This is a genomic window from Streptomyces fuscigenes, assembly GCF_021556455.1.
Lineage (GTDB): Bacteria > Actinomycetota > Actinomycetes > Streptomycetales > Streptomycetaceae > Streptomyces > Streptomyces fuscigenes.
Genome location: NZ_JAKGCV010000001.1, coordinates 38,948 through 65,060 on the forward strand (window position 1 = coordinate 38,948; position 26,113 = coordinate 65,060).

Sequence of the window (26,113 nt, forward strand, 5' to 3'; positions counted from 1 at the left end):
AGGTGGCGGCTCCTGCCGATGATTCCAGTGTGCTGCCTGCGACGGCATCGGCGCCCGGACTTTCAGGTGGCTCGGATTGTCGTCCCGTCGTTCCCGCCTTCGGCGCGGCTGTCACCCCGCACATCGACTCGCCTCTCATGGTCGCCCCACGGTTTCTTCCCGCTCGACATCGTCTTGCGGCACTTCACCGTGCAGCCGGCGAAGATCGGCTTCGCTGCGGTCCTCTCCCGCGGTGCCGTCGTGCCAGTCCCGTCGCGTCGCGCTACCGCAGGCCCTGCCGCGGTCCGCGCTCGGCGCGGTCCACCCCTGCCGACCTCCGCCGGCGCATGCGACACGGGTTGTCTCGGCTCCGCGGGCCTGGGCACTCGGTGCGAGGCACGCGACACGAACCCGCGGCAGACGGGAGGCAAGAGATGTCTGCGGAATCGACCAGGACGATCGCGCTCCCCTCCGGTGAGGAGATTGCGGCGCTCGGGCAGGGCACCTGGTACCTGGGGGAGGATCCGGACCGGCGTGACCAGGAGATCGCCGCGCTGCGGCTGGGCGTGGAACTGGGTATGACCGTCGTCGACACGGCGGAGATGTACGGCGACGGCGCGGCCGAGGAACTCGTCGGGGAGGCCCTCCATGGACGGCGGGAGGAGGTCTTTCTCGTCAGCAAGGTACTGCCCGGCCACGCCGATCGGAAGGGCACCGTCGCCGCCTGCGAGGGCAGTCTGCGGCGACTCCGTACGGAACGGGTCGACCTCTACCTGCTGCACTGGCGAGGACGGTGGCCGCTCGAGGAGACCCTTGCGGGCTTCACCGACCTGATGGAGGCGGGAAAGATCCGATATTGGGGCGTGAGCAACCTGGACGCCGCCGACATGCTGGAGCTGACCACACTCCCCGGCGGCGACACCGGGGCCGTCGACCAAGTGCTGTACAACCTCTCCCGGCGCGGCATCGAATGGGATCTGCTCCCGTGGTGCCGCGAGGCAGGGGTGACGGTCATGTCCTACTCCCCCATCGAGCAGGGACGTCTGATGAAGACCGGGGCTTTGAGCGCCGTGGCCCGTGCCCTCGGAGCCACGTCGGCCCAGGTCGCACTCGCCTGGGTGCTGGCCCAAGGGACGCCAGCGATCCCGCGTTCCGGTTCACCCGAACACGTTCGGGACAACCGCGGAGCAGCCGACCTCCACCTTCCTGCCGAGGCGCTCGACGCACTGGACAAGGCGTTCCCGCCGCCCAGCGGGCCCACGCCCCTGGAGACGCTCTGAAGGAGTTGACACACGATGGCACGCCTCCAAGCGGGGGCCTACGTCCCCGGCGGCCATCTGGACACCCCTCAGATCAAGGGGCGGCCGACGACGTACACCTGCAGTCCGGCCGGCCCGCCCGCATTCCGCGCCGCTCTCGTGGAGCAGACCACCCGGTCGCGCCTCCCCCGCACGGCTGACGCGACGGAATGGGCCGGCCCAGACGGAACACCTCGCGAGCGACGTCCACCACCGGCTGGACCGCAGTATGTCGAGGCGCGCGACCCTCCGGCGGCCCAGGCCCACCGGCGCCCAGTTCCTCGGAACGTCGTCAGGGGCGCGCGAGCCGGGCCGCGAGGTAGGGCGCGGTGGCGCTGCGGCGAACCCTCGCCACCTCGGCCGGCGGGCCCGCCGCGACCACCTGCCCACCCGCGTCGCCGCCGCCCGGCCCGAGGTCGATGACCCAGTCGGCGGTGGCGACCGTGTCGAGGTCGTGCTCGACGAGGACCACTGTGTTGCCGGCGTCGACGAGCCGGTGGAGTTGTCGCAGCAGCAGTGCGATGTCCGAGGGGTGCAGCCCCGCCGTCGGCTCGTCGAGCAAGTAGAGCGCGTGCCCGCGGCGGGCCCGCTGCAGTTCGGTGGCCAGTTTGATGCGTTGCGCCTCACCACCGCTCAGTTCTGTCGCAGGCTGCCCGAGGCGCAAGTACCCGAGTCCCACCTCGCGCAGCGTCTCCAGACTGCGGGAGGCGGCCGGGACGGCGGCAAGGAACGCGGCGGCCGCGTCGACGGACAGCTCCAGCACCTCGGCGATGTTCTTGCCGCGGTGGGTGACCTCCAGGGTCTCGGGGTTGTACCGGGCGCCGTGGCAGGTCGGGCAAGGAGCGTAGGTACCGGGCAGGAACAGCAGCTCCACCGCGACGAACCCTTCGCCCTGGCAAGTCTCGCACCGGCCCTCGGGCACATTGAAGGAGAACCGCCCGGCCGAGTAGCCACGCTTCCTGGCCTCGTCCGTCCCTGCGTACAGCTTGCGCACCGCGTCGAACATCCCCGTGTACGTCGCCAGGTTGGACCGCGGAGTTCGCCCGATGGGCCGTTGGTCGACCCGGACCAGCCGATCGAACGACTCGACCCCGGAGGCGCCTTGGACGTCGACCTCCAGCCGTGCCTCGTCGGGCTCCTCGGCTTCGAGTCCGAGGTGGCCGCGGACGACCTCGGCGAGCACCTGCGTCACCAGCGTCGATTTTCCGGAGCCGGACACGCCCGTCACCGCCGTCAGTACGCACAGCGGTACGTCGACGGACACGTCGCGCAGATTGTGACGGGAGACGCCGCCCAGGCGCAGCCGGCCCTGCGGCGTACGCGGTCGGCGGTCGAGCGGCCGGGCGCGCCCGAACAGGTGCTCGCTCGTGGCCGACTCCCCGACCCGCTCCAGACCGGCGACCGGACCGCTGTACAGCACGCGTCCGCCCGCCTCACCCGCGCCGGGGCCGATGTCGACCACCCAGTCGGCCCGCCGCACGACGTCCATGTCGTGCTCCACGACGAACAGCGAGTTGCCCGCCGCCTTGAGTCGGTCCAGCACGTCCAGCAGGGGCTCCGCGTCGGCCGGGTGCAGGCCCGCGGAGGGTTCGTCGAGAACGTAGACGACGCCGAACAGCCCCGAGCGCAACTGGGCGGCGACCCGAAGGCGCTGCGCCTCACCGGGCGACAGGGTCGTCGAGCGGCGCCCGAGGCTGAGATACCCGAGACCCAGGTCCAGCAGCACGGTGATCCGCGCCACCAGATCGCCGCAGATCCGGACCGCGACCTCGGTCGTCTCCCCGGACCGGGCGGTCGACGTGGTGGCGTCGGCCTCCGCCCGCCCCGCGACGGGCCGCAGTACGGCAACGACCTCGGTGAGCGGCATCGCGTTGATCTCGGCGATGGAACGTCCGGCGAAGGTCACGGCGAGCGCCTCGGGCCGCAGCCCGCTGCCGTGGCACACGGGGCAGGGCACGCTCCTGACGAACCGGAGCGCCCGTTCGCGCATCTTCTCGCTCTTGGAGTCGGCGAGGACGTGCATGACGTGCTTGCGGGCACTCCAGAATGTGCCCTGGTAGCCGTAGTCGACGCGGTCCTCCTCCGGCTCGACGTACACGGAGGGTTGCTCGTCCGTGTACAGCAGCCAGTCCCGGTCCCTCTTCCTGAGCCTGCGCCACGGCCGGTCGATGTCGATGCCCAGACCGCTGACGACACTGCGCAGGTTGGCGCCCTGCCAGGCGCCCGGCCAGGCGGCGATGGCCCCCTCGCGGATGCTCAGCGAGGGATCCGGGACGAGCAGGTCCTCGGCGACGTCGTGCACGACGCCCAGTTCATGGCACTCCGGGCAGGCGCCGGCCGGCGTGTTGGGTGAGAACGCCTCCGCCTCCAGCCGCGCGGCCCGGGGCGGATAGGTGCCGGCGCGGGAGTACAGGATGCGCAGCAGATTGGACAGCGTGGTGATGGTGCCGACCGACGAGCGCGAGCTGGGCGACCCGCGGCGCTGCTGCAGGGCCACGGCCGGCGGCAGTCCGGTGATCTCCTGCACGTGCGGCGCCCCGACCTGTTGCAGCAGCCTGCGCGCGTACGGCGCCACGGATTCGAAGTAGCGCCGCTGGGCCTCTGCGTAGAGGGTCCCGAACGCCAGAGAGGACTTGCCCGAACCGGAGACACCGGTGAAGGCGACCATCGCATTTCGCGGAACGTCGAGATCGACGTCCCGCAGGTTGTTCTCACTGGCGCCCCGGACATGCACGAAGGGGTCGGACGCGTCCTTAACCACCCTTCCTGGTTACCTGATCGCGGCGGGAACCGCACGGCGCCACCACCCGACCGCGCTCATATGAGCGTCCCGATAGACCCTCGGGCGAGCCGATCCGAGGGGGCGCATCGCTGACGGTGATCAGTCGGATTCCGGGCATCGCCTACGACGAAGGCGTCTGTCGTCCTGCTGCGGCCGGCCGTCGTCCCCGACCCGCGGACTGCTCAAGAGGGCCATCCCGCAGGCCCGGCAAAACCACAGGTCAGCAACCCTTTTACGACCGGGTCGAGGACCGCGACGCACTCCACGTGGTGGGTCGTGCCGACGGGGTGGAGTCGCGGCCGGTGGCTCCTGCCCCCGACACTCAGGTGTGGGCGAGCATCCGGTGGATGCCGTAGGCGGCAGCACCGAACGCGAGTACGGCCGCGCCCCACAGCACCGAAGTGCCGGGCAGGGCGAAGGCAAGGACGAGGCAGCCGGAGCCGCCGAGGACGGGCACGATCCGGGGCGGGCGGCCCTCCACCGGGGTGAGGGTCCAGGCAGAGGCGTTGGCGACGGCGTAGTAGGCCAGGACGCCGAAGGAGGAGAAGCCGATCGCCCCCCGCACGTCCACGGTGGCCGCGAGGACGGCAACGACAGTCCCGACGGCGAGTTCGGCGCGTTGGGGAACCTGGGAGCGCGGGTGCACCACGGCCAGGGCCTTGGGCAGGTGGTGGTCGCGGGCCATGGCGAGAGTGGTGCGCGAGACGCCGAGGATCAGCGCCAGCAGCGATCCGACGGCGGCGACCGCGGCTCCCGTGCGCACCGCCGGGGCCAGCCCCGGCGCGCCGGCGGCACGGACCGCGTCGGCCAGAGGAGCGGAGGTGCGGGCGAGCTGGTCGGGGCTCAGCACCGCCAGGACGGCGAGCGCGACCATGACGTAGACGACCAGGGTGATGCCCAGTGCCGTCGAGATGGCGCGCGGGATCACGTGGGCCGGGTCACGGACCTCCTCGCCGAGGGTCGCGATGCGCGCGTACCCGGCGAAAGCGAAGAACAACAGCCCTGCGGCCCGCAGTACGCCGTGTCCTCCAGCGCCGGGGCCCCAGTGACCGGTGACGGCGGCCGAGCCGGTGGAGCATGCGGTGATCACGGCGGCGAGCACCGCCAGGGCCACGGCGACGATCAGCCGGGTCAGCCAGGCGGCCTTCTGAACTCCGGCGCAATTCACCGCCGTCATTGCCACCACGGCAGCGACAGCGACGCCGTGCGCCTGGGTGGGCCAGACGTAGGAGCCGACCGTCAGCGCCATCGCCGCACAGGAGGCGGTCTTGCCGACCACGAATCCCCAGCCGGCCAGAAAGCCCCAGAACTCTCCAAGGCGTTCGCGCCCGTAGACGTAGGTCCCTCCGGACTGCGGGTAACGAGCTGCGAGACGCGCGGAGGACGTGGCGTTGCAGTAGGCGACCGCCGCAGCCAGCGCGAGACCGGGCAGCAGCCAGGAGCCGGCGGCGGAGGCGGCCGGTGCCAGCACGGCGAAGACACCGGCGCCGATCATCGACCCGAGCCCGATCACCACGGCATCGAACATGCCCAGGCTCCGCCGGAGTTCTCCCGCCCCGGCAGACGCCCTCCGCGTGTTCATGTCCCGGCCTCCCCCACGATGAGGTACGAAGTCCGCGCACCATAACCGAGCCCTTGGTCGGCCAGGTGAACACGGCGGGGCCTGCGAGAGATCCAGGGCGGCGGCCGGCGCCACCACGCCGGGCCCGTTCCCGTCCCGGTCCACGTTCTCGCCACGGCCGGACGCGGCGGGCGTATCGCGATCAACGGCGTCGGCGGGTGGAGTCGCGGTGACACGTCGCCGCGGGCCGGCGCCGAGCACCCGGGATCACGAGCGGGGAAATGTGAGGCGGAAGGTGGTGCGCCCGGGGCGGCTCGTCACCTCCGCCGTCCCTCCGTGGGCCGTGACGACGGCATGGACGATGGCCAGCCCCAGGCCCGTGCTGCCCGTGGTTCGGGAACGCGCGTGATCGGCCCGCACGAACCGCCCGAAGACCTCATCCTGCAGTTCCTCGGGGATACCGGGACCGCTGTCGCTCACCGTGAGGATCACTTGGTCCTGCCCGGTGGAGAGTCCGACGGTCACCTCGGTGCCCGGTGGTGTGTGGACGCGGGCGTTGGCGAGGAGGTTGCCGATGGCCTGTTGCAGCCGGTGGGAGTCGCCCGTGACGGCGACGGGCTGCTCGGGCAGATCGAGGAGCCAGTGGTGCGCCGGCCCGGCGGCGCGCGCGTCCTGCGTCGCGTCGAGGATCAGGCGAGTCAGGTCCACCTGCTCGTGCTCCAGCGGACGGCCGGCGTCCAGCCGGGCCAGGAGCAGCAGGTCGTCGACGAGGCGGGTCATGCGCCGCGATTCGGCGTCGATGCGTTCCAGGGCGTGGCGGACGGCGCCTGGGACCGGCCCGGGCTGCCGCAGGGCGAGCTCGGCGTGACCGCGGATGTTGGCGACTGGTGTGCGCAGTTCGTGGCTGGCGTCGGCGGCGAAGTGCCGTAGCCTCTCCTCGCTCGCCTGCCGGTGCGAGAGCGCGTCCTCGACGCGGGCCAGCATGTGGTTGAGGGCCGTCCCGACCTGCCCGACCTCGGTGCGCGGGTCCGTGTCGGGCAGTGGCTCGGGCATGGCGACCTCTCCACTGGCAAGAGGCATCCCGGCTACTTCGGCCGCACGGGCGGTGACCCGCTGCAGCGGGTGCAGTGAGATACGTACCCACACCGCGCCGGCGACACCCGTGACCACCAGTGCGGCGCCGAAGAGGACTGCCTCCAGTCCCTCCAGATGGTGGAGCGTCTCCTCCACCGGGTGCAGGGGCAGGCCCGTCACCAGGATGTCGCCGTCGTCCCCGGTGACGGCCGCGACGCGATACTCCCCGAGCCCGGTGATGTGGATGGTGTGACCGCTGCCGTCGGTGGGAACGCCCGCGAGCGCACGCCGGTCCGAACCCGTGAGATCGAGCGGCCGGTCGGTGGCGTCGTCGACCACGCCGGCCCGGGGCACCGTGCCGTCGAGAAGACGGGCTCCGAAGGTGGCATCGGCCTGACCGCGCGTGTCGGGGCGGTTGTCGGCGTCGTGGTCGTTGTCGTGTTCCAAGCTGGCGGCGAACCGGCCGCCGGACGCGGACAACTGGTCGTCCAGACGGCCCAGCAGAAATCCCCGGAGCGCGAAGACCGTGGTGACACCGACCGCCAGGCAGGCCAGGGCGAGCAGGGTGACGAGCCCGGCGGTGAGCTGGCCGCGCAGGCTGCGCACCGGCAGCCCCCTCATGCCGGTCCCGGCCGCAGGACGTAGCCGACGCCACGCACGGTGTGGATCATCGGGGTGCGGCCCGCGTCGATCTTCTTACGCAGGTAGCTGATGTAGAGCTCGACCACGTGGGCCCGCCCTCCGAAGTCGTAGGCCCACACCCGGTCCAGGATCTGCTCCTTGGACAGTACGCGGCGCGGATTGCGCATGAGGAAGCGCAGGAGCTCGAATTCGGTGCGCGACAACTCGACGGGCGTTTCGTCGCGCCGGACCTCCCGGGCTTCCTCATCCATCACCAGGTCGCCCACGACGAGCCGGTCACCGTTGGGCTCCGCCGCCATCCCCGCGCGTCGCAGCAGCCCCCGCAGTCGGGCGAGCACCTCTTCCAGGCTGTAGGGCTTGGTCACGTAGTCGTCGCCGCCCGCCGTGATCCCGGCGATGCGGTCCTCGACCGCGTCGCGCGCCGTGAGGAACAGCACGCAGACGCTGGGCGCCTCCCGGCGCAGCACCCGCAGGATGTGCAGGCCGTCCAGGTCGGGGAGCATCCAGTCCAGCACCACCGCGTCGGGACGGAAATCGCGGGCCTGCGTGAGAGCCGCGGCTCCGTCGCCCGCGGTGCGGACCTGCCAGCCCTCGCCGGTCATCGCACGGGCGAGCACATCGGTGACGTCGGGCTCGTCGTCGACGACGAGTACCCGCACCGGGAGTCCGTCGGGGCGGTGCAGGAGCGGGGTGGCGCGCGGTTCGTCCATGGTTCCCTCAGCATCTCAGGGCACATGTCGGAAGCCGGGCCGGGTGAACCTCTGAGTTTCCTCTGAGTAGGCGCCGGCGCTGTTCCTCGGCGCTGTTTCAGAAGGTACACAGAGGTTCCGCTGTGACGCTGTCCACCCAGCACCGAGCGTGTCTCATCCGGAGGAGCGCCATGGCGACCACATCCAGCACGACGTACGACTCCCGCGGGGTGCGTCACCGGCGGTCACGGCGCAGCCCGGTACCGCTCCTGGCGCAGGTCGTCGTCTGGGCCGGTGCCGCGGGGGTCCTCGCCCTGTGGTGGAGCGACACGACGTCGGTGATCGGCGCGGCCGGGTGGCTGACCGGCGCCGGGCGCATCACCGGGCTGCTCGCCGGATACGCGTGTGCCGTCCTGCTCGCGCTCATGGCCCGCGTGCCGCTGCTCGACCACACGATCGGCACGGACCGGCTCGCCCGCTGGCACGCGCTCGGCGGGCGCTGCACCGTCAGCCTGGCTCTCGCCCACACTCTGCTGATCATCTGGGGCTACTCCCTGAGTTCAAACGCGCGGGTGACGAGCCAGGCTGCCACGCTCGTCCTGCACTACCCCGACCTCCTCAAAGGCACCGCGGGGTTCCTGCTGTTCCTCGTCACCGCTGTTCTCTCGGCTCGTGCGGCCCGGCGCAGGATGAGCTACGAGACCTGGCACTACCTGCACTTCGCCACGTACCTCGCGGTCTTTCTCACCTTCGGGCACCAGCTGTCCAACGGGGCGGACTTCGTGGGCAACCGGCCCGCACAGGCCGCCTGGTACGCCCTGTTCGTCGGCGTCGCGGCGCTCCTGGGGTGGTACCGCTTCGCCGTACCCCTGCGCAGGGGGCTGCGGCACCGGCTGCGCGTGGCCGCCGTGACACCCGAGGCCCCGGGCGTGGTGTCGGTCCACCTGACGGGGCAGCACCTGGAGGAGCTCGGTGGCCAGGCGGGACAGTTCCTGCGCTGGCGCTTCCTGGCCCCCGGCCTGTGGTGGACGGCCAACCCCTACTCCCTGTCGGCTCCGCCACAGCCTGGGCGGCTGCGCATCACCGTGAAGACCGCCGGAGGCCACAGCGCCGCCGTGAGGCACCTGGCCCCGGGAACCCGGGTCTGGGCCGAGGGGCCCTACGGCAGCTTCACCGCCGATCGCCGCCATTTCGACAAGGTGCTGCTGCTGGCAGGCGGCGTCGGGATCACTCCCCTGCGCTCACTCTTCGAGACCCTGCCGGGACAGGTCACACTCGTCTACCGCGCGCGCCGCCTCGACGACCTGGCCCTGCGCCGGGAGCTCGACGCGATAGCCGCCCGGCGGCGGGCAGCAGTGCACTACACCGTCGACGAACCGCCCGGGCACCACAGCCCACTCACCGGCCCCGGCCTGAGCGCCCTGGTCCCGGACCTGGCCGCACACGAGGTCTATCTGTGCGGACCTCCCGGCATGGCGCACGCCGCGATCCAGGCCCTGCGCGACGCGGGTGTACCCCTGCGGCGCATCCACCACGAGTCCTTCGCGTTCTGAGGAGCGACCACCATGCGCCGAGCCCTCGTCGTCACCACGGGAATCAGTACCGTCGTGGTGGGACTGCTGGCCGTCAAGCCCCACCAGCCCGCGGTCCTGTCCGCGCCCGCTTCCCCTCAGTCGTCCGCGCCGACCCCCCGGGGCGGGGCGACGCCCCGCCCCGGGGGGTCGGGCACCTTCACCGGATCGTCCGTCGACACCCAGTACGGACCCGTCCAGATCCAGGCGCGGTTGACCCACGGGAGGATCACGTCGATCACAGTCCTGCGGGCACCCGACCGCAGCGGTCGAGACCAGCAGATCGCCGCCTACGCCCTGCCGCGGTTGACCCGGGAGGCGATGGGCGCGCAGAGCGCCCACATCGACGCCGTGTCCGGCGCCAGCTACACGAGCCAGGGCTACGTCCAGTCCCTCCAGAGCGCTCTGGACCAGGCCCATGCCTGAGCACACGCACGGGCTGCGGCACGTGGAGGACGTCATGGGGACCGTCTTCTCCTTCGACATCCGCGACGCGCCGACACCCGACCTCCGCTGCGCCCTCGCCCGGGCCGTCGACGAACTCCACCGGGCCGACGGAATCTTCTCGACCTACCGCGCGGACAGTTGCATCAGTCGGCTGGACCGCGGAGAGATCGGGATGCACGACTGCCCCCGGGACGTCCTTGAAGTGCTCGAACACTGTGCCCACGCCGCCAGGGCCACGGACGGCTGGTTCAGCATCGTTCCGGCCGGCACCCTCGACCCGTCGGGTCTCGTCAAGGGCTGGGCCACGGAGCGGGCCTCCCGCATACTTCAGGAGGCGGGCGCCCGCCACACCTACGTCAACGGCGGTGGAGACCTGCAGATCACGGGCCGCAGGGCGCCCGGCACACCTTGGCGTGTCGGCGTCGCCCACCCGCTGCGGCCCGGCGCCCTCGCCACCGTGATCACCATCGACCGGAATCTGGCCGTCGCCACGTCGGGTACGGCGGAGCGCGGTGTGCACATCTTCAACCCCCACGACGGCAGCCCTGTCAGCGGCTTCGCCTCTCTGACCCTCGTCGGCCCGGGGCTCACCCTGACCGACGCCTACGCCACCGCCGCGTTCGCCATGGGCCCGGCCGCCCGCGAATGGGTCGAAGAACAGGACGGCTACGAGGCACTCGCCGTCCTGCCCGACGGCACCGAATGGCGCACCCGCGGATTCCACCGCCATGAATCCTGAACCGACCCGGTGATCCCGGCCGGCCGACCCGCCGTCCCCCACCTCTGGAGGAGCAGTCACTGGTCTCGCACGCCTGGGCGGGTGCCGACCGCTACGGTGACGGATGCCGCGCCCGCTCGCAGCTGCCTTCAGGCACCGCCGGGCAGGAGGCATCCTGGACGTCCACATGGCCGACGCGGCCGGGCCGGCCGACTCCGTGCCCCTCTCCACGACCCCGATACCGGGCACCGGCACAACCGGATCCGCGTCGCAGGACGCTTCCACCAGGGTCTCGCGGGCCCCTCAACGGACGCTCTCCCCGCTCGACCGAGGCGTTCGGTTGCTCCCCCCGCAGTTCATCCAGTCGTCCAGCACCTGGTGCGTCCGGTCGTCCGCAGCCTGCCGATGGGGCGTCCGGGCTCCCTCCGCTGCCGGGCGCCGCTCGACGTGCGGCTGTGGCGGGGCGGCCGGCCGACGTGTACGGCTGGGCTTTCGGCCGCTCGCGGTCCGCGTTCCGAAGCAGCGAATGCGCGACCGGGTCCTGCCGAAGGTCTACGACCTTCGGCAGGACCCGATTGGTGCGCGGGATGGTCCTCGCATTGGAGGAGCGGTTCCCTATCGCTGATACGAGGGCCGTCCCGGCCGATTCATCACCTACCCGACAGGACCTTTCCCACGCGTGGAGTGAAGGGACCCGCACAACTGGTGAGGGCGGCGCCGACATGCGGGGCCGCCCTCACCAAGTGTGCGGGTGCTTCTACCAGCGGTACCAGCGCCCCCGCTTGCCTCCGCCGTGTGCCGCCGGGCGGATCAGGAAGCCCAGCGCCCACACGATCAAAACGATTATTGCGATCCACCACAGCAGGTGAAGCGCGAAACCCGCACCGGCGAGAATCAGTGCGAGAAGCAGAACGAGCAGAATGGGAACCATGGTTATTACCTCCGAGGAGCCGTATGCCCTCGAGAGGTCATGGCATGTGCCGAATATCGAACTCTCTTATGTGCCGCTTGGAGGGGCCCGGCGAACGGGGCTCAGGTGCCGGGTTGTGGTGCCGGCTCGGCGCCCTTCGGCGGGGAGACCTGGTAGCCGATGGGCCGCGCAGTTGCCAGCCCCTACGAACGTCCACCGACCGCCGTGGTGTGCGACCGTTGACACCGCGCGCCGGCCTTGGCCAGGCGCCGGGACGGGCCGTGCCGTGCGGTCGAGACCGGCTCAGTGCCTGGCGGAGGTGCGGGCGGTGGCCGCCGAGACGTCCGCGTGCAGGGTGAAGACCTGGTCCAGACCGACGATGGACAGGATGCGGGCCGTGTTGGCGGGGACGGCGGCCAAGGCGAGGCCGCAATCATGCTCCATGACCACGTTGCGCGCCGCGAGCAGCGCGCTGATCCCGCTGGAGTCGCAGAACTCCAAAGCGGCCAGGTCCAGGACCAGCAGGTGGCCCGCGGTCAGGGAGAGGCCGGCCACCGCGGTGCGCAGTTCGGGCGCCGTCATGTAGTCGAGGTCGCCGGTGATCTCCAGTACGGGACCGGGGGCGGCGTCTCGGGTGGTGATCGTCAGTGGGCTCATGTCAGCTTTCACTCACGGTGGTGGGAAGCGGGGCGGGTACGCCGAGGGCGAGCAGCGCGGTGTCGTCGTCGAGTCCGGTGCCGAAGGAGGCCAACAGGCCGGTCAGGGCAGCGATCAGGGCCTGCGGGCCGTGCCCGGGCCGGGCGGCGGTGAACTCGCGCAGGGCGTCGTCGCCGTACCGCTCGCGCTGGGGCCCGGTGCGGGCCTCGGTCAGGCCGTCCGTGTACAGCAGCAGGGTCTCGCCGGGCAGCAGGTCGGTGCGGGTCGCGCTGAAGTGGGCCTGGGGCAGGACTCCGATGAGCATGCCGCCCGGGGTGGGCAGGTAGTCCGCGCTGCCGTCTGTGCGCTGGATCAGAGCCGGAGGGTGGCCGCCGGAGGCCAGGTGCACGCCGACGTGCTCGCCGGTGAGGTCGAGGACGCCGTATATGGCGGTGCAGTAGCGGGGATCGCCGCTGGTGTAGCGCTCGTGCAACACCGTGTTCAAGGTGGTCAGGACCGTGACGGGATCGGGATTGTGCAGGGCGGCGGCGCGCAGCGTGTAGCGGGTCAGTGAGGTCACCGCGGCGGCCTGGGGCCCCTTGCCGCACACGTCTCCGAGGAAGAACGCCCATCTGCCGGTTTCCAGGGGGAACAGGTCGTAGAAGTCTCCGCCCAGCAGATCCGGGGACGCCGTGTGGTAGTAGGAACCCGCCTCCAGTCCGGGAATCGTGGGCAGCTCCGCGGGCAGCAGGTTCTGCTGCAGCACCGCGAGAGCCTCCTGGAGCCGGGCTCGGTCCGCCTCGGCCTGCCGGCGTGCCTCCTCGGCCACCGTGCGGCGCCGCAACAGCTCGCTCTCGTAGGCGCGGCGGTCCCGGGCGTCGAAGACGGTGGTGCGGATCAGCAGCGGCTCGCCCTCCTCGGTGGTCTTCACCTTCGAGGTGACCAGCACCGGCATCCGGCCCGCGGCGGTCTTGATGTCCATGGCGATGCCGCTGACCGCGCCCTGCATCTGCAGCATGGGCGCGAAGTGCGTCTCGTGGTAGAGCCTGCCACCCACGGTGAGCAGATCAGCGAAGCGCTTCCGCCCGACCACCTCGGAGCGCTCCAGACCCAGCCAGGCCAGCAACGTGGCGTTGATCTTCGCGATCGTGCCGTCCATCAGCGTCGACACGTAGCCGCACGGAGCCTCCTCGTACAGCTCCTCGGCACTGTCCTCCAGCAGCGATGTGAACACCGCGTCCGTGGCATCCACGTCCTGTCCCTCGCCCGGCTCGGGCACCTGGTCGGTGCGGCACATCATCAGACTGCCCCCATGAACTCGGCGATCGCCGCCGCCGTCGCCTGCGGAGCGCTCAGCTGCGGGCAGTGCCCCGTCGCCTCCAACGTGATCAGCCGACTACCAGGAATCGCGTCGCGGACGTATGCGCCCACCTCCCGGGGCGCGATCAGGTCCTGCCGGCACTCCAGGATCAACGTCGGCACGGTGACCGTTCTCAGATCGTTGCGGCTGTCCGACAGAAAGGTCGTGCGGGCGAAGACACGGGCCATGTCCGGGTCGGTCGCGCAGAACGAGGCCGTCAGCTCCTGCCCGAGCTCCGGGCGCTCCGCGTTGCCCATGATGACGGGGGCCATCGTCGCCGACCAGCCCAGATAATTCGACTCCAACGACTCCAGCAACTCCTCGATGTCCTCTGCGCTGAAACCGCCCCGATACCCGTCCTCGTCGACGTAACGGGGTGAGGGGGCGATCATCACCAGTCGTGCGATGCGGTGCGGGGCTCCGGCCGCCGCGAGTACCCCCACCATCGCACTGACCGAATGTCCCACGAACACCACATCCCGCAGGTCCAGCTCCTCGACGACGTCCAGCACATCCCGTGCGTAGCCCTCCAGCGAGCCGTAACGCCGCTCGTCCCAGGCCGCCGAGTCCGCCCGACCCGAACCCACATAGTCGAAGAGCACCACCCGGTAGGCGTCGGTCAGCAACGGAAGCACCAGGCGCCACATGTTCTGATCGCAGCCGAACCCGTGAGCCAGCAGGAGCACCGGTCCGTCCTCGCGGCCGACGACAGTGACATTGTTCCTGCGGCGGATATCCATACCCGCCAGTTTCCCACCCCGCCCCGAACGGCAGCAGCCACCCCGGCTCCTCGATCGGAGCGCTTGGGCCTCGCGGTGTCGGATCGTCCCGGCCTGTTCAACCGGCGCTTCCAACGAAGGTGTGGTCGTGGAGTCGGGGTCGGCAGCGCATGCGGTGGGCCGCCGGCGGGCCCAGTTGGTCGAGCACAGGATCGCCGGACCGGGACATGACCCGGCCGGGGCGGCCCGCCCGCGAGGTCGCCATCGGCGAGGTCATCGGCTCCCTGCACGTGGGACACCTGATCAGGAGGGTCGCGTGCGGCTGCCGCGGCACGTCCGGCGATGCCACGGTCCCGGGAACCGCGTCGACAACGCGTGCCCCGCTGCGGGAGCTGACGGGCTCAGTCGCCGCCCGACGCGACCAGGCGGGTCGCCTAGTTCGAACCGAGGGAGCACACAGCCAGGAGGCACAGGTTTCCGCCCTGCGTGTTGCTGACACCGCCGCTGTGCCCGCCTCCCAGTGAACACTGGGCAAGCAGGCAGAGATTGAAGCCCTGTATCCCCTCGTAGGACGTCGGCATGGCCGGTCGCCCAAACGCCGACGTCCTTTCCTGTCCTGTGGTCCCCGAGTGCCGCACGACGTGGTGGCTCGGCAGCGCGGAGCCACTCGCCGATGCGGCCTCGGCCGTGACAGTCGTGGACATCAGCAGGAGGCCGGCGGCCGTGGCCGCAGTGCCCCAACGCAACGCGGAACGGGAGATGGTCACGGATCCTCCGGTACGTCGAATCGAATGTGTCACTCAGCTTCGTTCGGCACCCGGGCCCTCGGGGATTGGTGGCCGCAGACAGACGTGACGCACCTCACCCTGGCGAACTGTGCGTTTGTGAACATGTGGTGACGTCGTGTGGTGTGCGGCACAAAGTCCAATCCTCGGTCACGGGGCCTCCGAATGGTCCACCGATGGCGCCCACAGGGGCTAACAGCGGCGGTGGGACCGAACCCGCTGCACGGCCGCGCTCGAAGGAGAGGCACATGCGATGCCACGCCCGCGGAGGAACCCGTGTTCCTTCGCAAATCCCGTGACGTGGAGGCGACTCCCGCGAGCCTTCTCGATCGCGGGTTCTCCCTTCCTCGCCTGATCTCTCCCGCTCTTACGCAAAGGTGATTGCCGCGTGTCCGACGCGCATGTGACGAACAAGGTGCAGATCCTCCCGCTCACGGCCGCCCAGTCGGGCTTGTGGTTCGCGCAGAGGATCGATCCGGGCAACCCGTCGTACAACATCGCCGAGTACGCCGACATCCGCGGCGATCTCGACTTCTCCTGCCTGGAACGCGCGGTGCGGCACGCCGAGCGGGAGATGGAGGCGCTGCGTGTCACGTTCGAAGAGCGCGAAGGGGTCCCCTTCCAGCGGGTGCACCCGCCGGGCCGGCTCCGGATCGCCCTCGTCGACCTTCGAAGGCACGAGCAGCCTGCGGACGAGGCGGCTCGCCGGATGCAGCGCGACCTCACGCAGGCCGCCGACGTGACGCGCGGGCCGCTCGTGCGGCTGACGCTCTATCGCCTGTCCCGGGAACGGCACCTGTTTCACCAGCAGGTGCACCACCTGGCGCTCGACGGTTACGGCGCCGCGCTCGCGCTCGCGCGGATCGCCGAGATCTACAGCCTCCTGGCATGCTCGTCAGGCGCCCCGGCGCCCTTCGTACCGGCACCTCTCAGCCCGCTGCTGCGCGAAGAGCGGGCCTACGAGGAGACCGAGCGGGCAGGCGACGCCCGCTTCTGGGCCGATCACCTCGCGGACGCGCCGCCCGCCACCGGTCTGGCCGACGCCACCGCCCCGCTGGGACACGGCACGATCGTCAGCGGCCGCGGCGCCTCCCACCTGCCGGTCGAAGCCCTCAGAGCGGCGGCCAAAGAGATGCGTGTCGCCTGGCCCACCCTCTTCATGGCCGCCATGGGCGTCTACCTCCACCGCGCCCGGGGGCTCGGGGAGGTCGTGCTCGGCCTGCCGGTGACGGGACGGCGCACGAAGACGGCGCGCACCACCCCCGGGATGCTGTCGAACATCGTGCCGCTGCGCTTCTCCGTGTCGCCGTCGGACACCGTCGCCGAGGTGACGCGGCGCGCCTCCGCACAGGCCAAGCTCGTGCTGCGCCACCAGCGCTACCCCGCCGAGCAGATGCGCCGGGACCACCGTCTTACCGGCAGCCCACGACGTCTGGTCGGGCCGTCGGTCAACGTCCTCGCCTTCGACGACGCCTTGCGCTTCGGCGCCGCACTGGCCACACTCCACAATCTCTCCATCGGGCCCGTGGAGGATCTCGCCCTCGCGGTCCATGCCTCCTTCGCGGACGGTGAGCTCGGCATCGAACTGCTGGGCAACCCCCGCCTGCACGATGCGGGCGAACTGGATGCCCACCGGAACCGGTTCGCCGACCTGGTGAAGGAATTCGCCGGGGATCCGCGGCGCGTGATCGGGTCGCTCAGCCTTCTCCGCAGCCAGGAACGAGCACACGTGCTCTCACTGAGCCCCGGGCCGGCGCCGGTGGCCGGGACGCCGACGACACTGCTGGAGGAGTTCGCCCGCCGTGTCGCCGCTGCTCCCGAGGAGACCGCCGTCGTCGCCGAGGACAGCCGGCTGGGCTTCGCGGAACTCGATGCGCGCGCCGACGCCCTGGCTTCGGAACTGTCCCGGCACGGGGCGCGTGCGGGTACCCGAGTGGGTGTCGCCCTTCCGCGCTCGGTCGACCTGGTCGTCGCGATGCTCGCCGTGCTGCGCACCGGGGCCGCCTACCTGCCCCTGGACTCCTCGTACCCGGCGGATCGACTCGCCTGGATGCTCGAGGACGCCCGGCCGGTCGCACTGATCGCCACGCCGGACACGCGCCGGAGGGTGGATCCACAGGGCACGGTCACCCTCGTGGCGCCCGACGCCCACGGGCAGTCGGCGGACCGGGCGGCGGCGCCCGTCCGGCCACCGGGCCCGCACGACGCCGCCTACGTCATCTACACGTCGGGGTCCACCGGCCGCCCGAAGGCAGTGGTCGTGGAGCACCGTTCGCTGGCCAACCTCCTGACACACCACCGCCGCGAGTTCCACGCGCCCGCGCAGGACATGCTCGGACGGCGGGCGCGGGTGGCCCTGACAGCTGCCACCTCGTTCGACGCGTCGTGGGACCCGGTGCTGTGGATGATCGCGGGGCACGAGCTGCACATCGTCTCGGACACGACCCGCAGGGACCCCGAGGCCCTGGTGCGGCACCTGGTGGCGCAGCGGATCGACGTGGTCGAGAGCACGCCCACGTATGTGCGCCAGCTGATGCGGGCCGGACTTCTGACGTCCGCGGCACACCGTCCCCGCGTGATCGCCCTCGGCGGCGAACCCGTCGACAGCGCCTTGTGGGAGGAGCTCGCGGCCCACAGCAACCTCCTGGTCTTCAACTTCTACGGCCCGACGGAGACCACCGTCGACACCGTCACCGCACGGATCGTGCGCGGAACGCAGCCCGTCATCGGCCGCCCGGTCGCGGGCGCCCGCGCCTATGTCCTGGACAGCGCCCTGCACCCGATGCCGCCCGGCACGGCCGGCGAGCTGTATCTCTCGGGCGAGGGGGTGGCACGCGGCTACGCGGGCCGCTCCGACCTCACCGCCGAGCGTTTCCTCCCCGACCCGTTCGGCCCGCCCGGCACGCGCATGTACCGCACCGGCGACCTGGCCCGGTGGAGTGACGTCGGCGCGCTGGAGTTCCTCGGCCGCAGCGACCGGCAGGTCAAGGTGCGCGGCTACCGCGTCGAGACCGGCGAGGTCGAGTCCGCGCTGGGCTCCCTGCCCGAGATCGCGGAGGCCGCCGTCACGCTGGTCACCGGGCACGACGGCCCCCAGCGCCTCACGGCCTGGCTCGTGGCGAGGCCCGGCCACGAGGTTCCCGATCTCGTCGGCGTGCGCGACGCACTGGCGTCACGGATGCCGGAGCACATGGTTCCCTCCGCCTATGCCGTCGTCGACGCGTTGCCGCTCACGTCCAACGGAAAACTCGACACCGGCCGCCTTCCCGCCGCGGCGCCGCTCACCGCTTCGGGCGCCGCTGCGCGCACACCCGAGGAGGAGCGGATGTGTGCCCTGTTCGCCGACGTCCTGGGCGTGCCCGGCACGGGGCGCGACGACGACTTCTTTCTGCTCGGCGGGCACTCCCTGCTGGCCACCCGGCTGATCGGGCGGATCCGTGCGGTGTTCGGCGTAGAGGTTCCGGTGGCCGCCCTCTTCGAGGCCCGCACGCCCGCCGCGCTGGTGGCCGCGCTGGCCACGGCCGCTCCCGCGCGCCCGGCGATCGAGGCGATGGCACGGCCCGAGCGCGTGCCGCTGTCCTTCGCGCAGCAGCGGCTGTGGCTGGTCGAACGCATGGGAGACGGGGGCGCGGCCTACCACCTGCCCGTCGCCCTCCGCCTCACCGGCGAGATCGACACGTCCGCCCTGTCCCACGCGCTGGACGACGTCGTGCGGCGCCACGAGGCACTGCGCACCCTGATCGTGGAGGACGAGGACGGCGCCCACCAGCGGGTACTGCCGGCCGACACCGTAGGTGTCGTCCTCCACCACCGGCTTCGAGGCGAGCAGGGGGTGAGGCCCGATGCGTCCCCCTTCGCGCTGGATCGCGATCTGCCCCTGCGAGCTGAACTGTTCGCCACCGGTCCCGACGAGCACACACTCGTCCTGACGCTCCATCACATCGCCGCCGACGGTTGGTCGATGGCGCCGATGATGAGCGATCTGTCCACCGCCTACGCGGCACGTCTGTCCGGACGCGCCCCCGACTGGAGGCCCCTGCCCCTCCAGTACGCGGACTACACCCTGTGGCAGCGCGAGTTCCTCGGTGACAGCGCCGATCCCTCATCCCTCGCCGGGCAGCAGCTGGCCCACTTCACGGCCACCCTCCACGACCTGCCCGCCGAGGCCACGCTGCCCGCCGACCGTCCGCGCCCCGCCCGCTCCTCGGGTCGCGGCGGCACCGTCCCGGTCCGTCTCAGCGCCTCGACACACCGCGCGCTGGCCGACCTGGCGCGATCCCTGGACGCCACCCCCTTCATGGTGCTCCACGCGGCGCTCGCCGCCCTGATGAGCCGGCTCGGCACCGGCGAGGACGTGCCGGTTGGCACACCGGTGGCCGGCCGCGCCGACGAGCAGCTCACCGGCCTAGTCGGCTTCTTCGTCAACACACTCGTCCTGCGCACGGACACCTCCGGCGCCCCCGCGTTCCGCGACCTCGTCCGCAGGGTCCGCCACCACGACCTCGCCGCATACGCCCACCAGGACCTTCCCTTCGACCGGCTGGTGGAGGAACTGGCGCCCGGCCGACGGGCCGGCCGGCACCCGCTGTTCCAGGTCATGCTCTCCCTGAACAACGTGCCCGCCCCCACGCCCGCCCTGCCCGGCCTGGCGGTCGTCCACGACCCGTCCGTGGGCCGCGGCGGCGCCAAATTCGACCTCACCTGGGACTTCACCGAGAAGCACGACGCCGGCAACGACCCGGGGGGCATCGTCGGCGAACTCGAGTACAGCCAGGACCTCTACGACCGGAGCACGGCGGAACGCTTCGCCGAGCACTTCACGCTCCTGCTCGACGCGCTCCTCGACGACCCGGAACGTCCCTTCACAGACGTCGAGTTCCTCACGCCCGAGCAGCGGGCGGCCGCACTCGACGAGGCGGCCGGGCCCACCGCACTCAGCCCGGGGCGCACCGTCCTCGACGCCTTCGCCGCACAGGCAGCGAGCTCTCCGCAGCGCACCGCCGTGGTCTCCGCGGCGGAGAAGAGCACGTTCACGGACCTCCAAGGACGTGCCGAAGAGGTGGCTCGCCTCCTGGCCGACCGCGGCGTCGCCCGGGGCGACCGGGTCGCCGTCGCCCTGCCCCGCACCTCGTGGGCCGTTGCCGCCCTGCTCGGAACGTGGCGCGCCGGAGCCGTATACGTGCCGCTCGACCCGAGCCATCCGGCCGCCCGCAACCGCATGATCCTCGACACCGCGGCACCGCGGCTCCTGCTGACCACGCCCGAGCTGGCTCCCGCGCTGCCCGACTCGGTCGACGCACTGTTCCTCGACGACGCAGGTCGGCCGTCCGTATCCAGCGGCGGGCGCCTTCCGGAGCCCCCGGCCCCGGGCGAGGCGGCCTACGTGCTGTACACGTCCGGCTCCACCGGCCGGCCCAAGGGCGTCGTCGTCGAACACGGCGCGCTCGCCAACCTCCTGGCCAGCCACCAGGAACGGCTGCTCGGGCCCGCGGAGGCCGCCAACAACGGGCTGCCCCTGCGGGTCGCCCTGAGCGCCGCACTCACCTTCGACGCGTCCTTCGACCCGCTGCTGTGGATGGTCGCCGGACACGAACTGCACCTCCTGGACGACGCCGTCCGGATCGACGCGGAGGCACTCACCGCGCACCTGCACGAGCACGGCATCGACGTCCTGGAAACCACCCCTTCGTTCCTCGAACAGCTCAGGGCGGCAGGCCTGTTCGCGCCGGGCCGGCCGTGGCCGCGCGTCGTGGCGCTGGGGGGCGAGGCCGTCGACGAGACCCTGTGGAACGAACTCAGCGACCTTCCGGGCGTCGCCGTGTGGAACCTGTACGGACCGACGGAGGCGACCGTCGACAGCGTGATGGGACGCCTCCTGCCCGGCACCCGGCCGCACCTCGGCCAGTCCGTCGCCGGCATCCGCGCCCGCGTGCTCGACACGCGTCTGCGCCCGGCGGCCCCCGGCACGACAGGGGAGCTCTACCTGTCGGGCCCGGGACTGGCCCGCGGCTACGACCGTCGTCCCGGCGCCAGCGCCGAGCGCTTCCTGCCGGACCCCTACGGGCCGCCCGGCAGCCGCATGTACCGCACCGGCGACCTCGTACGGCGGGCGCAGGGCCGCCTCGTCTACGCCGGCCGCTCCGACGGCCAGGTCAAGGTCCGCGGATTCAGGATCGAGACCGCCGAGGTCACCGCGGCACTGGGCGCACACCCCGCCGTCGCCCGCGCGGCCGCGACCGTACGCCCCGGTCCCGACGGCACCGGTCGTCTCATCGCCTGGATCGTCCCGCGCGACGGCCGGGAAACCCCCAGCGCGGACATCAGGGCGTACGCGGCCGACCGCCTCCCGCGCTACATGGTCCCCTCCGCCGTGATCCCGGTAGCCGAACTTCCCCTGACCGTGCACGGCAAGACCGACTTCGATGCCCTGCCGGATGCCTCCCCCGACGATGCCGCGGCGCCCAAGGAGGCACCCCGATCGGCTCGGGAGGAGATCTTGTGCGCTCTGTTCGCCGACAGCCTCGGACACCAGGACGTCGGCCGCGCCGACGACTTCTTCGACCTGGGCGGGCACTCGCTGATGGCCACACGGCTCGTCGGCCGGATCCGGGCCGCGTTCGGCGTCGAGCTCCCCGTCCGCGCCCTCTTCGAGGCCGGCACGCCGGCCGCCCTCGCGGCCCGCCTCGACGAGGCCGCCACGGCCCGCCCGGCCCTGCGCCCGGCCCTGCGGCCCGAACACCCACCGCTCTCCCCCGCGCAGCACCGCCTGTGGTTCCTGCACCGGCTCGACCCGGGCAACGCCGCCTACCACATTCCGATCGCCGTCCACCTCGACGGGCAGCTCGACCACGCCGCTCTGCGCGCGGCGCTCTCGGATCTCGTGGCCCGCCACGAGAGCCTGCGCACCGTGATCAAGGAGCACGACGGCGCGCCGTACCAGGCCGTCCTCGACACCGGGGACGCACGGCCGGCGCTCCCTCTGACACCGATCCGGGAGGACAGCCTGGAGACGGGGCTCGCCGTGTCCGCCACCCGGGCTTTCGACCTCGTCCACGAGATCCCGTTGAGGGCCGAACTCTTCGAACTCGGCGACGACCGGCACGTCCTGCTGGTGACCGTTCACCACATCGCGGCGGACGGCTGGTCCATGGGGCCGCTCGCCCAGGACCTCGCCGGGGCGTACAGCGCCCGCGTGGCAGGCCGGTCCCCCAGCTGGCCGCGGCTGCCCGTCCAGTACACCGACTACACGCTGTGGCAGCGCGACCTCCTCGGCAGCACCGATCGACCCGACTCCGCCGTGTCCGGCCAGCTCACCCACTGGAAGGACCAGATGGCCGGTGCACCGCAGGAGACCGCCCTGCCCACGGACCGGCCGCGGTCCCACGTCTCCGGGCGTCGGGGCGGCAGCGTGCCGCTCCACCTACCCGCCACGACCGTGGAGCCCCTGACGGCGCTGGCCCGTGCCTGCTCGGCCAGCGTGTTCATGGTCCTGCACACGGCCGTCGCCGCACTGCTGCACCGGGTCGGCGGGGACGACGACATCACGATCGGTACCCCCGTAGCGGGGAGGACCGACGAGGCTCTCGACGGGCTCGTCGGGTTCTTCGTCAACACCCTCCCCCTGCGGACCGACCTGGCCGGCGATCCCTCCTTCAGGCAACTGCTCGCCAGGGTCCGGGAGTCGGACCTGTCCGCCTACGCGCACCAGGACCTCCCCTTCGAGCGGCTCGTGGAAGAACTGCAACCGGCCCGCTCCCTCAGCCGCCACCCGCTCTTCCAGGTGATGCTGAGCCTCAACAACACGCCCCCTCCCCGCCTCGAACTGCCCGGCCTGCACGCACGACTCGCCCCCGTCGAGACCGGCGGCGCCAAGTTCGACCTCTCCTTCGGTTTCACCCAGGTCGGTTCCGACCGGGGCGGGGCCGGCTTGGACGGGACGCTGGAGTTCGACCGCGACCTCTTCGACGCCGAGACCGCCCAGCGGCTCGCCGGCCTGCTCGCTCTCCTCCTGCGACAGGCCGTGGCGGACCCCGACCTCCCGATCTCCGAGCTCCGCACGACCGACGCGACCGAAGAGGCCGCACTGCTCGCCCAGGGCGACGGCGGCACCTCCCAGGAACCGGCCCGCACGATCCTCGACCACTTCGCGGACACCGTCGCCGCCTCCCGAAGCGGTGACATCGCCGTCACCGCTCCCGACGGACGGCTCTCCTTCGCCGAGTTGGACGAGCGTTCCGGCAAGGTCGCGGCGCTCCTCGCCACCGCGGGTGTGCGCCGCGGCGACACCGTCGCCGTCCTGCTGCCGCGCTCCACCGGCTCCCTGGCCGCACTGCTCGGTGTGCTGAAGGCCGGCGCGGTGTACGCACCGCTTGAGCGCAGCCTTCCGGACGCGCGGATCGCCGCCGTCCTCGACGATGCCTCGCCCGCGCTGGTGATCGCCGACGAGGCGTCCACGCCGCGGCTGCCCGGCTCCCGCCCCGTCCTCGTACTCGACGAGGACGCGCTCCCGGCCGGCCCCGACACCGTCAGCAGCGCTCGCCCGCCCAGGCCCATCGATCCGGCCTATCTCATCCACACCTCGGGCTCGACCGGCACGCCCAAGGGGGTGCTCGTCGGCCACGCCTCACTGGCCCGCCTTTTCGAGCACCACCGCACCCACCTCTACGCCCCCGCAGCACGGACGGCGGGCCGAGACCGGCTCAACGTGACCCTGACCGCCTCCCTGTCCTTCGACGCCTCCCTCGACCCGGTCCTGTGGATGATCGCCGGACACACCCTCCACATCATCGACGACCTCACACGCCGCGACCCCGAGGCCCTCGTCCAGACCGTACGCACGGAACGCCTCGACGTGCTGGAGTCGACCCCGACCCACGTCGCCCAGCTCCTCGACGCCGGCCTCCTCGCTCCCGGCGCGCACACGCCCAGCGTCCTCGCCCTGGGCGGAGAGGCCGTACCGGCCACGCTGTGGTCGAGACTGCGGGCCGCGCCCGGGACCGTGAGCTGGAACCTGTACGGACCGACCGAGGCCACCGTGGACACCCTGGTGACACCCCTGGCCGCAGCCGACCGCCCCGTCCTGGGCCCGCCCGTGACCGGCACCCGCGCCTACCTGCTGGACACGGCGCTGCGGCCCGTCCCCGCGGGGGTCGCCGGCGACCTCTACCTGGCCGGCGACAGCCTCGCCTTCGGCTACCTCAACCGGCCGGGCGAGACTGCCCGTTCCTTCCTGCCCGACCCGTTCCGGCCCGGCGGCGGACGCATGTACCGCACCGGCGACCGGGCCCGCCGCGCCTCCGACGGCGCCCTCCTGTTCGCCGGCCGCGGCGACACCCAGGTGAAGATCCGCGGCTTCCGCGTCGAACCCGACGAAGTCGCGGCCGTCCTGGAGACCTGCACCGCCGTCGCACGGGCCGTCGTCGTCCCGCAGGACACCGGCACAGGTCCCCGCCTTGCCGCCTACCTCGTCCCGGCCGACCCGCCCGGCGACACCCTCCCACCCGAAGCCGAAGCGATCCTCGAAGCCGCCAGGGAGCACGTCACCGACGCCCTGCCCGAATACATGCTGCCCACGGCGTGGGCGGTGGTCGGCGACATTCCCCTGACGCCCAGCGGCAAGCTCGACCGGCACGCCCTTCCGGAACCCACCGCGTCAGTCCGCACCGGCACCGGCCGCACCAGCCCCCGCACCCCCCGCGAGGACGTGCTGTGCACCCTCTTCGCGGAGACCCTCGGCATCGAAAAGGTCACCATCGACGACGACTTCTTCGCCCTGGGCGGACACTCCCTGCTCGCGACACGCCTCATCGGCCGCGTACGGGCCGTCCTCGGCGTCGACGTCAGCATCCGCAGCATCTTCGAAGCACCCACCGTCGCCCGGCTGGCCGCACGGCTCGCCGACGGCGCGGACGACGACCCCCTCGCCACGCTGCTGCCTCTGCGGACCACCGGCGAACGGCCGCCACTGTTCTGCGTCCACCCGGCGACCGGTCTCGCCTGGACCTACGGGGGACTCCTCCCCCACCTCGACGCCGACCAGCCCGTCTACGGCCTCCAGGTACCCAACCTCGACGGCACCTCACCCCTCCCGGACACCTTGAGCGCACTCGCCGCCCGCTACGTCAGCGAACTGCGCTCCGTGCAACCCCACGGGCCGTACCACCTGCTGGGCTGGTCCTTCGGCGGCAACATCGTCCACGAGGTGGCCGTACAGCTCCAGGAAGCCGGAGAACGGGTGGCTCTGCTCACCATCCTGGACGCCTTCCCCGTCGCGCCACGCGACGACCTCGACCGTGCCGACCGGGACACCATGTTCCGAGCGCTGCTCGCCAACCTGGGCCTGGAAGGCGACCTCCTCACCGATCCGCAGCCACTCGACATCACCCACGTCCGCGACCACTTCCGCGCCATCGGCAGTCCCATGGGCTCCCTCGAACCCGCAACGCTCGAAGCCATGGTCGACTCGTTCATCGCCCAGGCCAGGCTGATGCGCTCCTTCACCCCGCGCCCCTTCCACGGCCCCGTCCTGTTCTTCACCGCCACCGAGGGCCGGCCAGCCGACCAGTTCCCCCTCAGCCTGTGGGACCCGTACATCACCGGACACATCGAGAACCACGACGTGCCCTTCGCCCACGCCCGCATGTTCCAGCCCGCCGCGCGCGCCCAGATCGGGCCCACCGTGGCCGCCGCACTGCGCTCACTGCACCGCACCACGCAAGGAGACCCGTCATGACCAACCCCTTCGACGATCCCCGCACCCAGCACCACGTCGTCGTCAACGACGAGGACCAGCACGCCCTGTGGCCCTCCTTCGCCGACATACCCGCAGGATGGACCGCCGTCTTCGGACCCGCCGAACAGGCCAAGTGCCTCGACTACGTCGAACAACACTGGACCGACATCACCCCGCGCAGCGCCCGTACCGCAGCCGCCGGCTGACCCT

Annotated in this window: 14 protein-coding genes; 6 read left to right on the forward strand and 8 right to left on the reverse strand. The window is 71.8% G+C overall.

Annotated features, from left to right (window positions below; translation table 11 throughout):
- Positions 1 to 413 precede the first annotated feature (413 nt).
- Positions 414 to 1,259, forward strand: coding sequence for an aldo/keto reductase (locus L1885_RS00180; RefSeq protein WP_235794825.1), 846 nt, complete (start codon positions 414 to 416; stop codon positions 1,257 to 1,259).
- 310 nt (positions 1,260 to 1,569) lie between these two features.
- Here L1885_RS00180 and uvrA read toward each other — a convergent pair whose 3' ends face one another.
- From uvrA to L1885_RS00200, 4 genes are all read right to left on the reverse strand, one after another.
- Positions 1,570 to 4,038 carry an excinuclease ABC subunit UvrA gene (gene uvrA / locus L1885_RS00185; protein WP_235794826.1) on the reverse strand — a complete coding sequence of 823 codons (2,469 nt, stop codon included), beginning with the start codon at positions 4,036 to 4,038 and terminating at the stop codon, positions 1,570 to 1,572.
- A 343-nt stretch (positions 4,039 to 4,381) separates the two neighbouring features.
- Positions 4,382 to 5,641, reverse strand: a complete 1,260-nt coding sequence (locus L1885_RS00190; RefSeq protein WP_235794827.1) for an APC family permease — start codon at positions 5,639 to 5,641, stop codon at positions 4,382 to 4,384.
- Between the two features lie 246 nt (positions 5,642 to 5,887).
- Positions 5,888 to 7,315 carry a HAMP domain-containing sensor histidine kinase gene (locus L1885_RS00195; RefSeq protein ID WP_235794828.1) on the reverse strand — a complete coding sequence of 476 codons (1,428 nt, stop codon included), beginning with the start codon at positions 7,313 to 7,315 and terminating at the stop codon, positions 5,888 to 5,890.
- Entirely contained in the window at positions 7,312 to 8,046 is a 735-nt protein-coding gene (locus L1885_RS00200) for a response regulator transcription factor (RefSeq protein ID WP_308117261.1), read from the reverse strand. The genes L1885_RS00195 and L1885_RS00200 overlap by 4 nt, the downstream gene beginning before the upstream one ends.
- Positions 8,047 to 8,216: 170 nt before the next feature.
- Here L1885_RS00200 and L1885_RS00205 point away from each other — a divergent pair, with 170 nt between their 5' ends.
- Genes L1885_RS00205 through L1885_RS00215 form a run of 3 tightly spaced genes read left to right on the forward strand, consistent with a single transcriptional unit; the run spans position 8,217 to position 10,782 of the window.
- On the forward strand, positions 8,217 to 9,578 hold the full coding sequence (locus L1885_RS00205; RefSeq protein ID WP_235794829.1) for a ferredoxin reductase family protein: 1,362 nt from the start codon (positions 8,217 to 8,219) through the stop codon (positions 9,576 to 9,578).
- A 12-nt stretch (positions 9,579 to 9,590) separates the two neighbouring features.
- Positions 9,591 to 10,022, forward strand: coding sequence for an FMN-binding protein (locus L1885_RS00210; protein ID WP_235794830.1), 432 nt, complete (start codon positions 9,591 to 9,593; stop codon positions 10,020 to 10,022).
- Positions 10,015 to 10,782, forward strand: coding sequence for an FAD:protein FMN transferase (locus tag L1885_RS00215; RefSeq protein WP_235794831.1), 768 nt, complete (start codon positions 10,015 to 10,017; stop codon positions 10,780 to 10,782). The genes L1885_RS00210 and L1885_RS00215 overlap by 8 nt, the downstream gene beginning before the upstream one ends.
- A 736-nt stretch (positions 10,783 to 11,518) precedes the next feature.
- On the opposite strand, the gene L1885_RS00220 is transcribed toward L1885_RS00215, so the two are convergent.
- The 4 genes from L1885_RS00220 to L1885_RS00235 all read right to left on the reverse strand — a co-directional run bounded on the left by L1885_RS00220 (position 11,519) and on the right by L1885_RS00235 (position 14,407).
- Entirely contained in the window at positions 11,519 to 11,692 is a 174-nt protein-coding gene (locus L1885_RS00220) for a hydrophobic protein (RefSeq protein ID WP_235794832.1), read from the reverse strand.
- 282 nt (positions 11,693 to 11,974) lie between these two features.
- Complete coding sequence (locus L1885_RS00225; RefSeq protein WP_235794833.1) at positions 11,975 to 12,328, reverse strand: STAS domain-containing protein; 354 nt, start codon at positions 12,326 to 12,328, stop codon at positions 11,975 to 11,977.
- A gap of 1 nt (position 12,329) precedes the next feature.
- The gene (locus tag L1885_RS00230; RefSeq protein ID WP_372481830.1) at positions 12,330 to 13,604 is read right to left on the reverse strand and encodes a PP2C family protein-serine/threonine phosphatase; all 1,275 of its coding nucleotides are present in this window, start codon (positions 13,602 to 13,604) and stop codon (positions 12,330 to 12,332) included.
- 2 nt (positions 13,605 to 13,606) lie between these two features.
- Positions 13,607 to 14,407 (reverse strand): alpha/beta fold hydrolase, encoded by an 801-nt coding sequence (locus L1885_RS00235; protein WP_235794835.1) that lies wholly within the window; start codon positions 14,405 to 14,407, stop codon positions 13,607 to 13,609.
- 1,152 nt (positions 14,408 to 15,559) lie between these two features.
- Here L1885_RS00235 and L1885_RS00240 point away from each other — a divergent pair.
- Complete coding sequence (locus tag L1885_RS00240) at positions 15,560 to 25,903, forward strand: non-ribosomal peptide synthetase (protein ID WP_235794836.1); 10,344 nt, start codon at positions 15,560 to 15,562, stop codon at positions 25,901 to 25,903.
- Positions 25,900 to 26,109: an MbtH family protein gene (locus L1885_RS00245; RefSeq protein ID WP_235794837.1), complete on the forward strand. Its 210-nt coding sequence runs from the start codon at positions 25,900 to 25,902 to the stop codon at positions 26,107 to 26,109. The genes L1885_RS00240 and L1885_RS00245 overlap by 4 nt, the downstream gene beginning before the upstream one ends.
- Positions 26,110 to 26,113 lie beyond the last annotated feature (4 nt).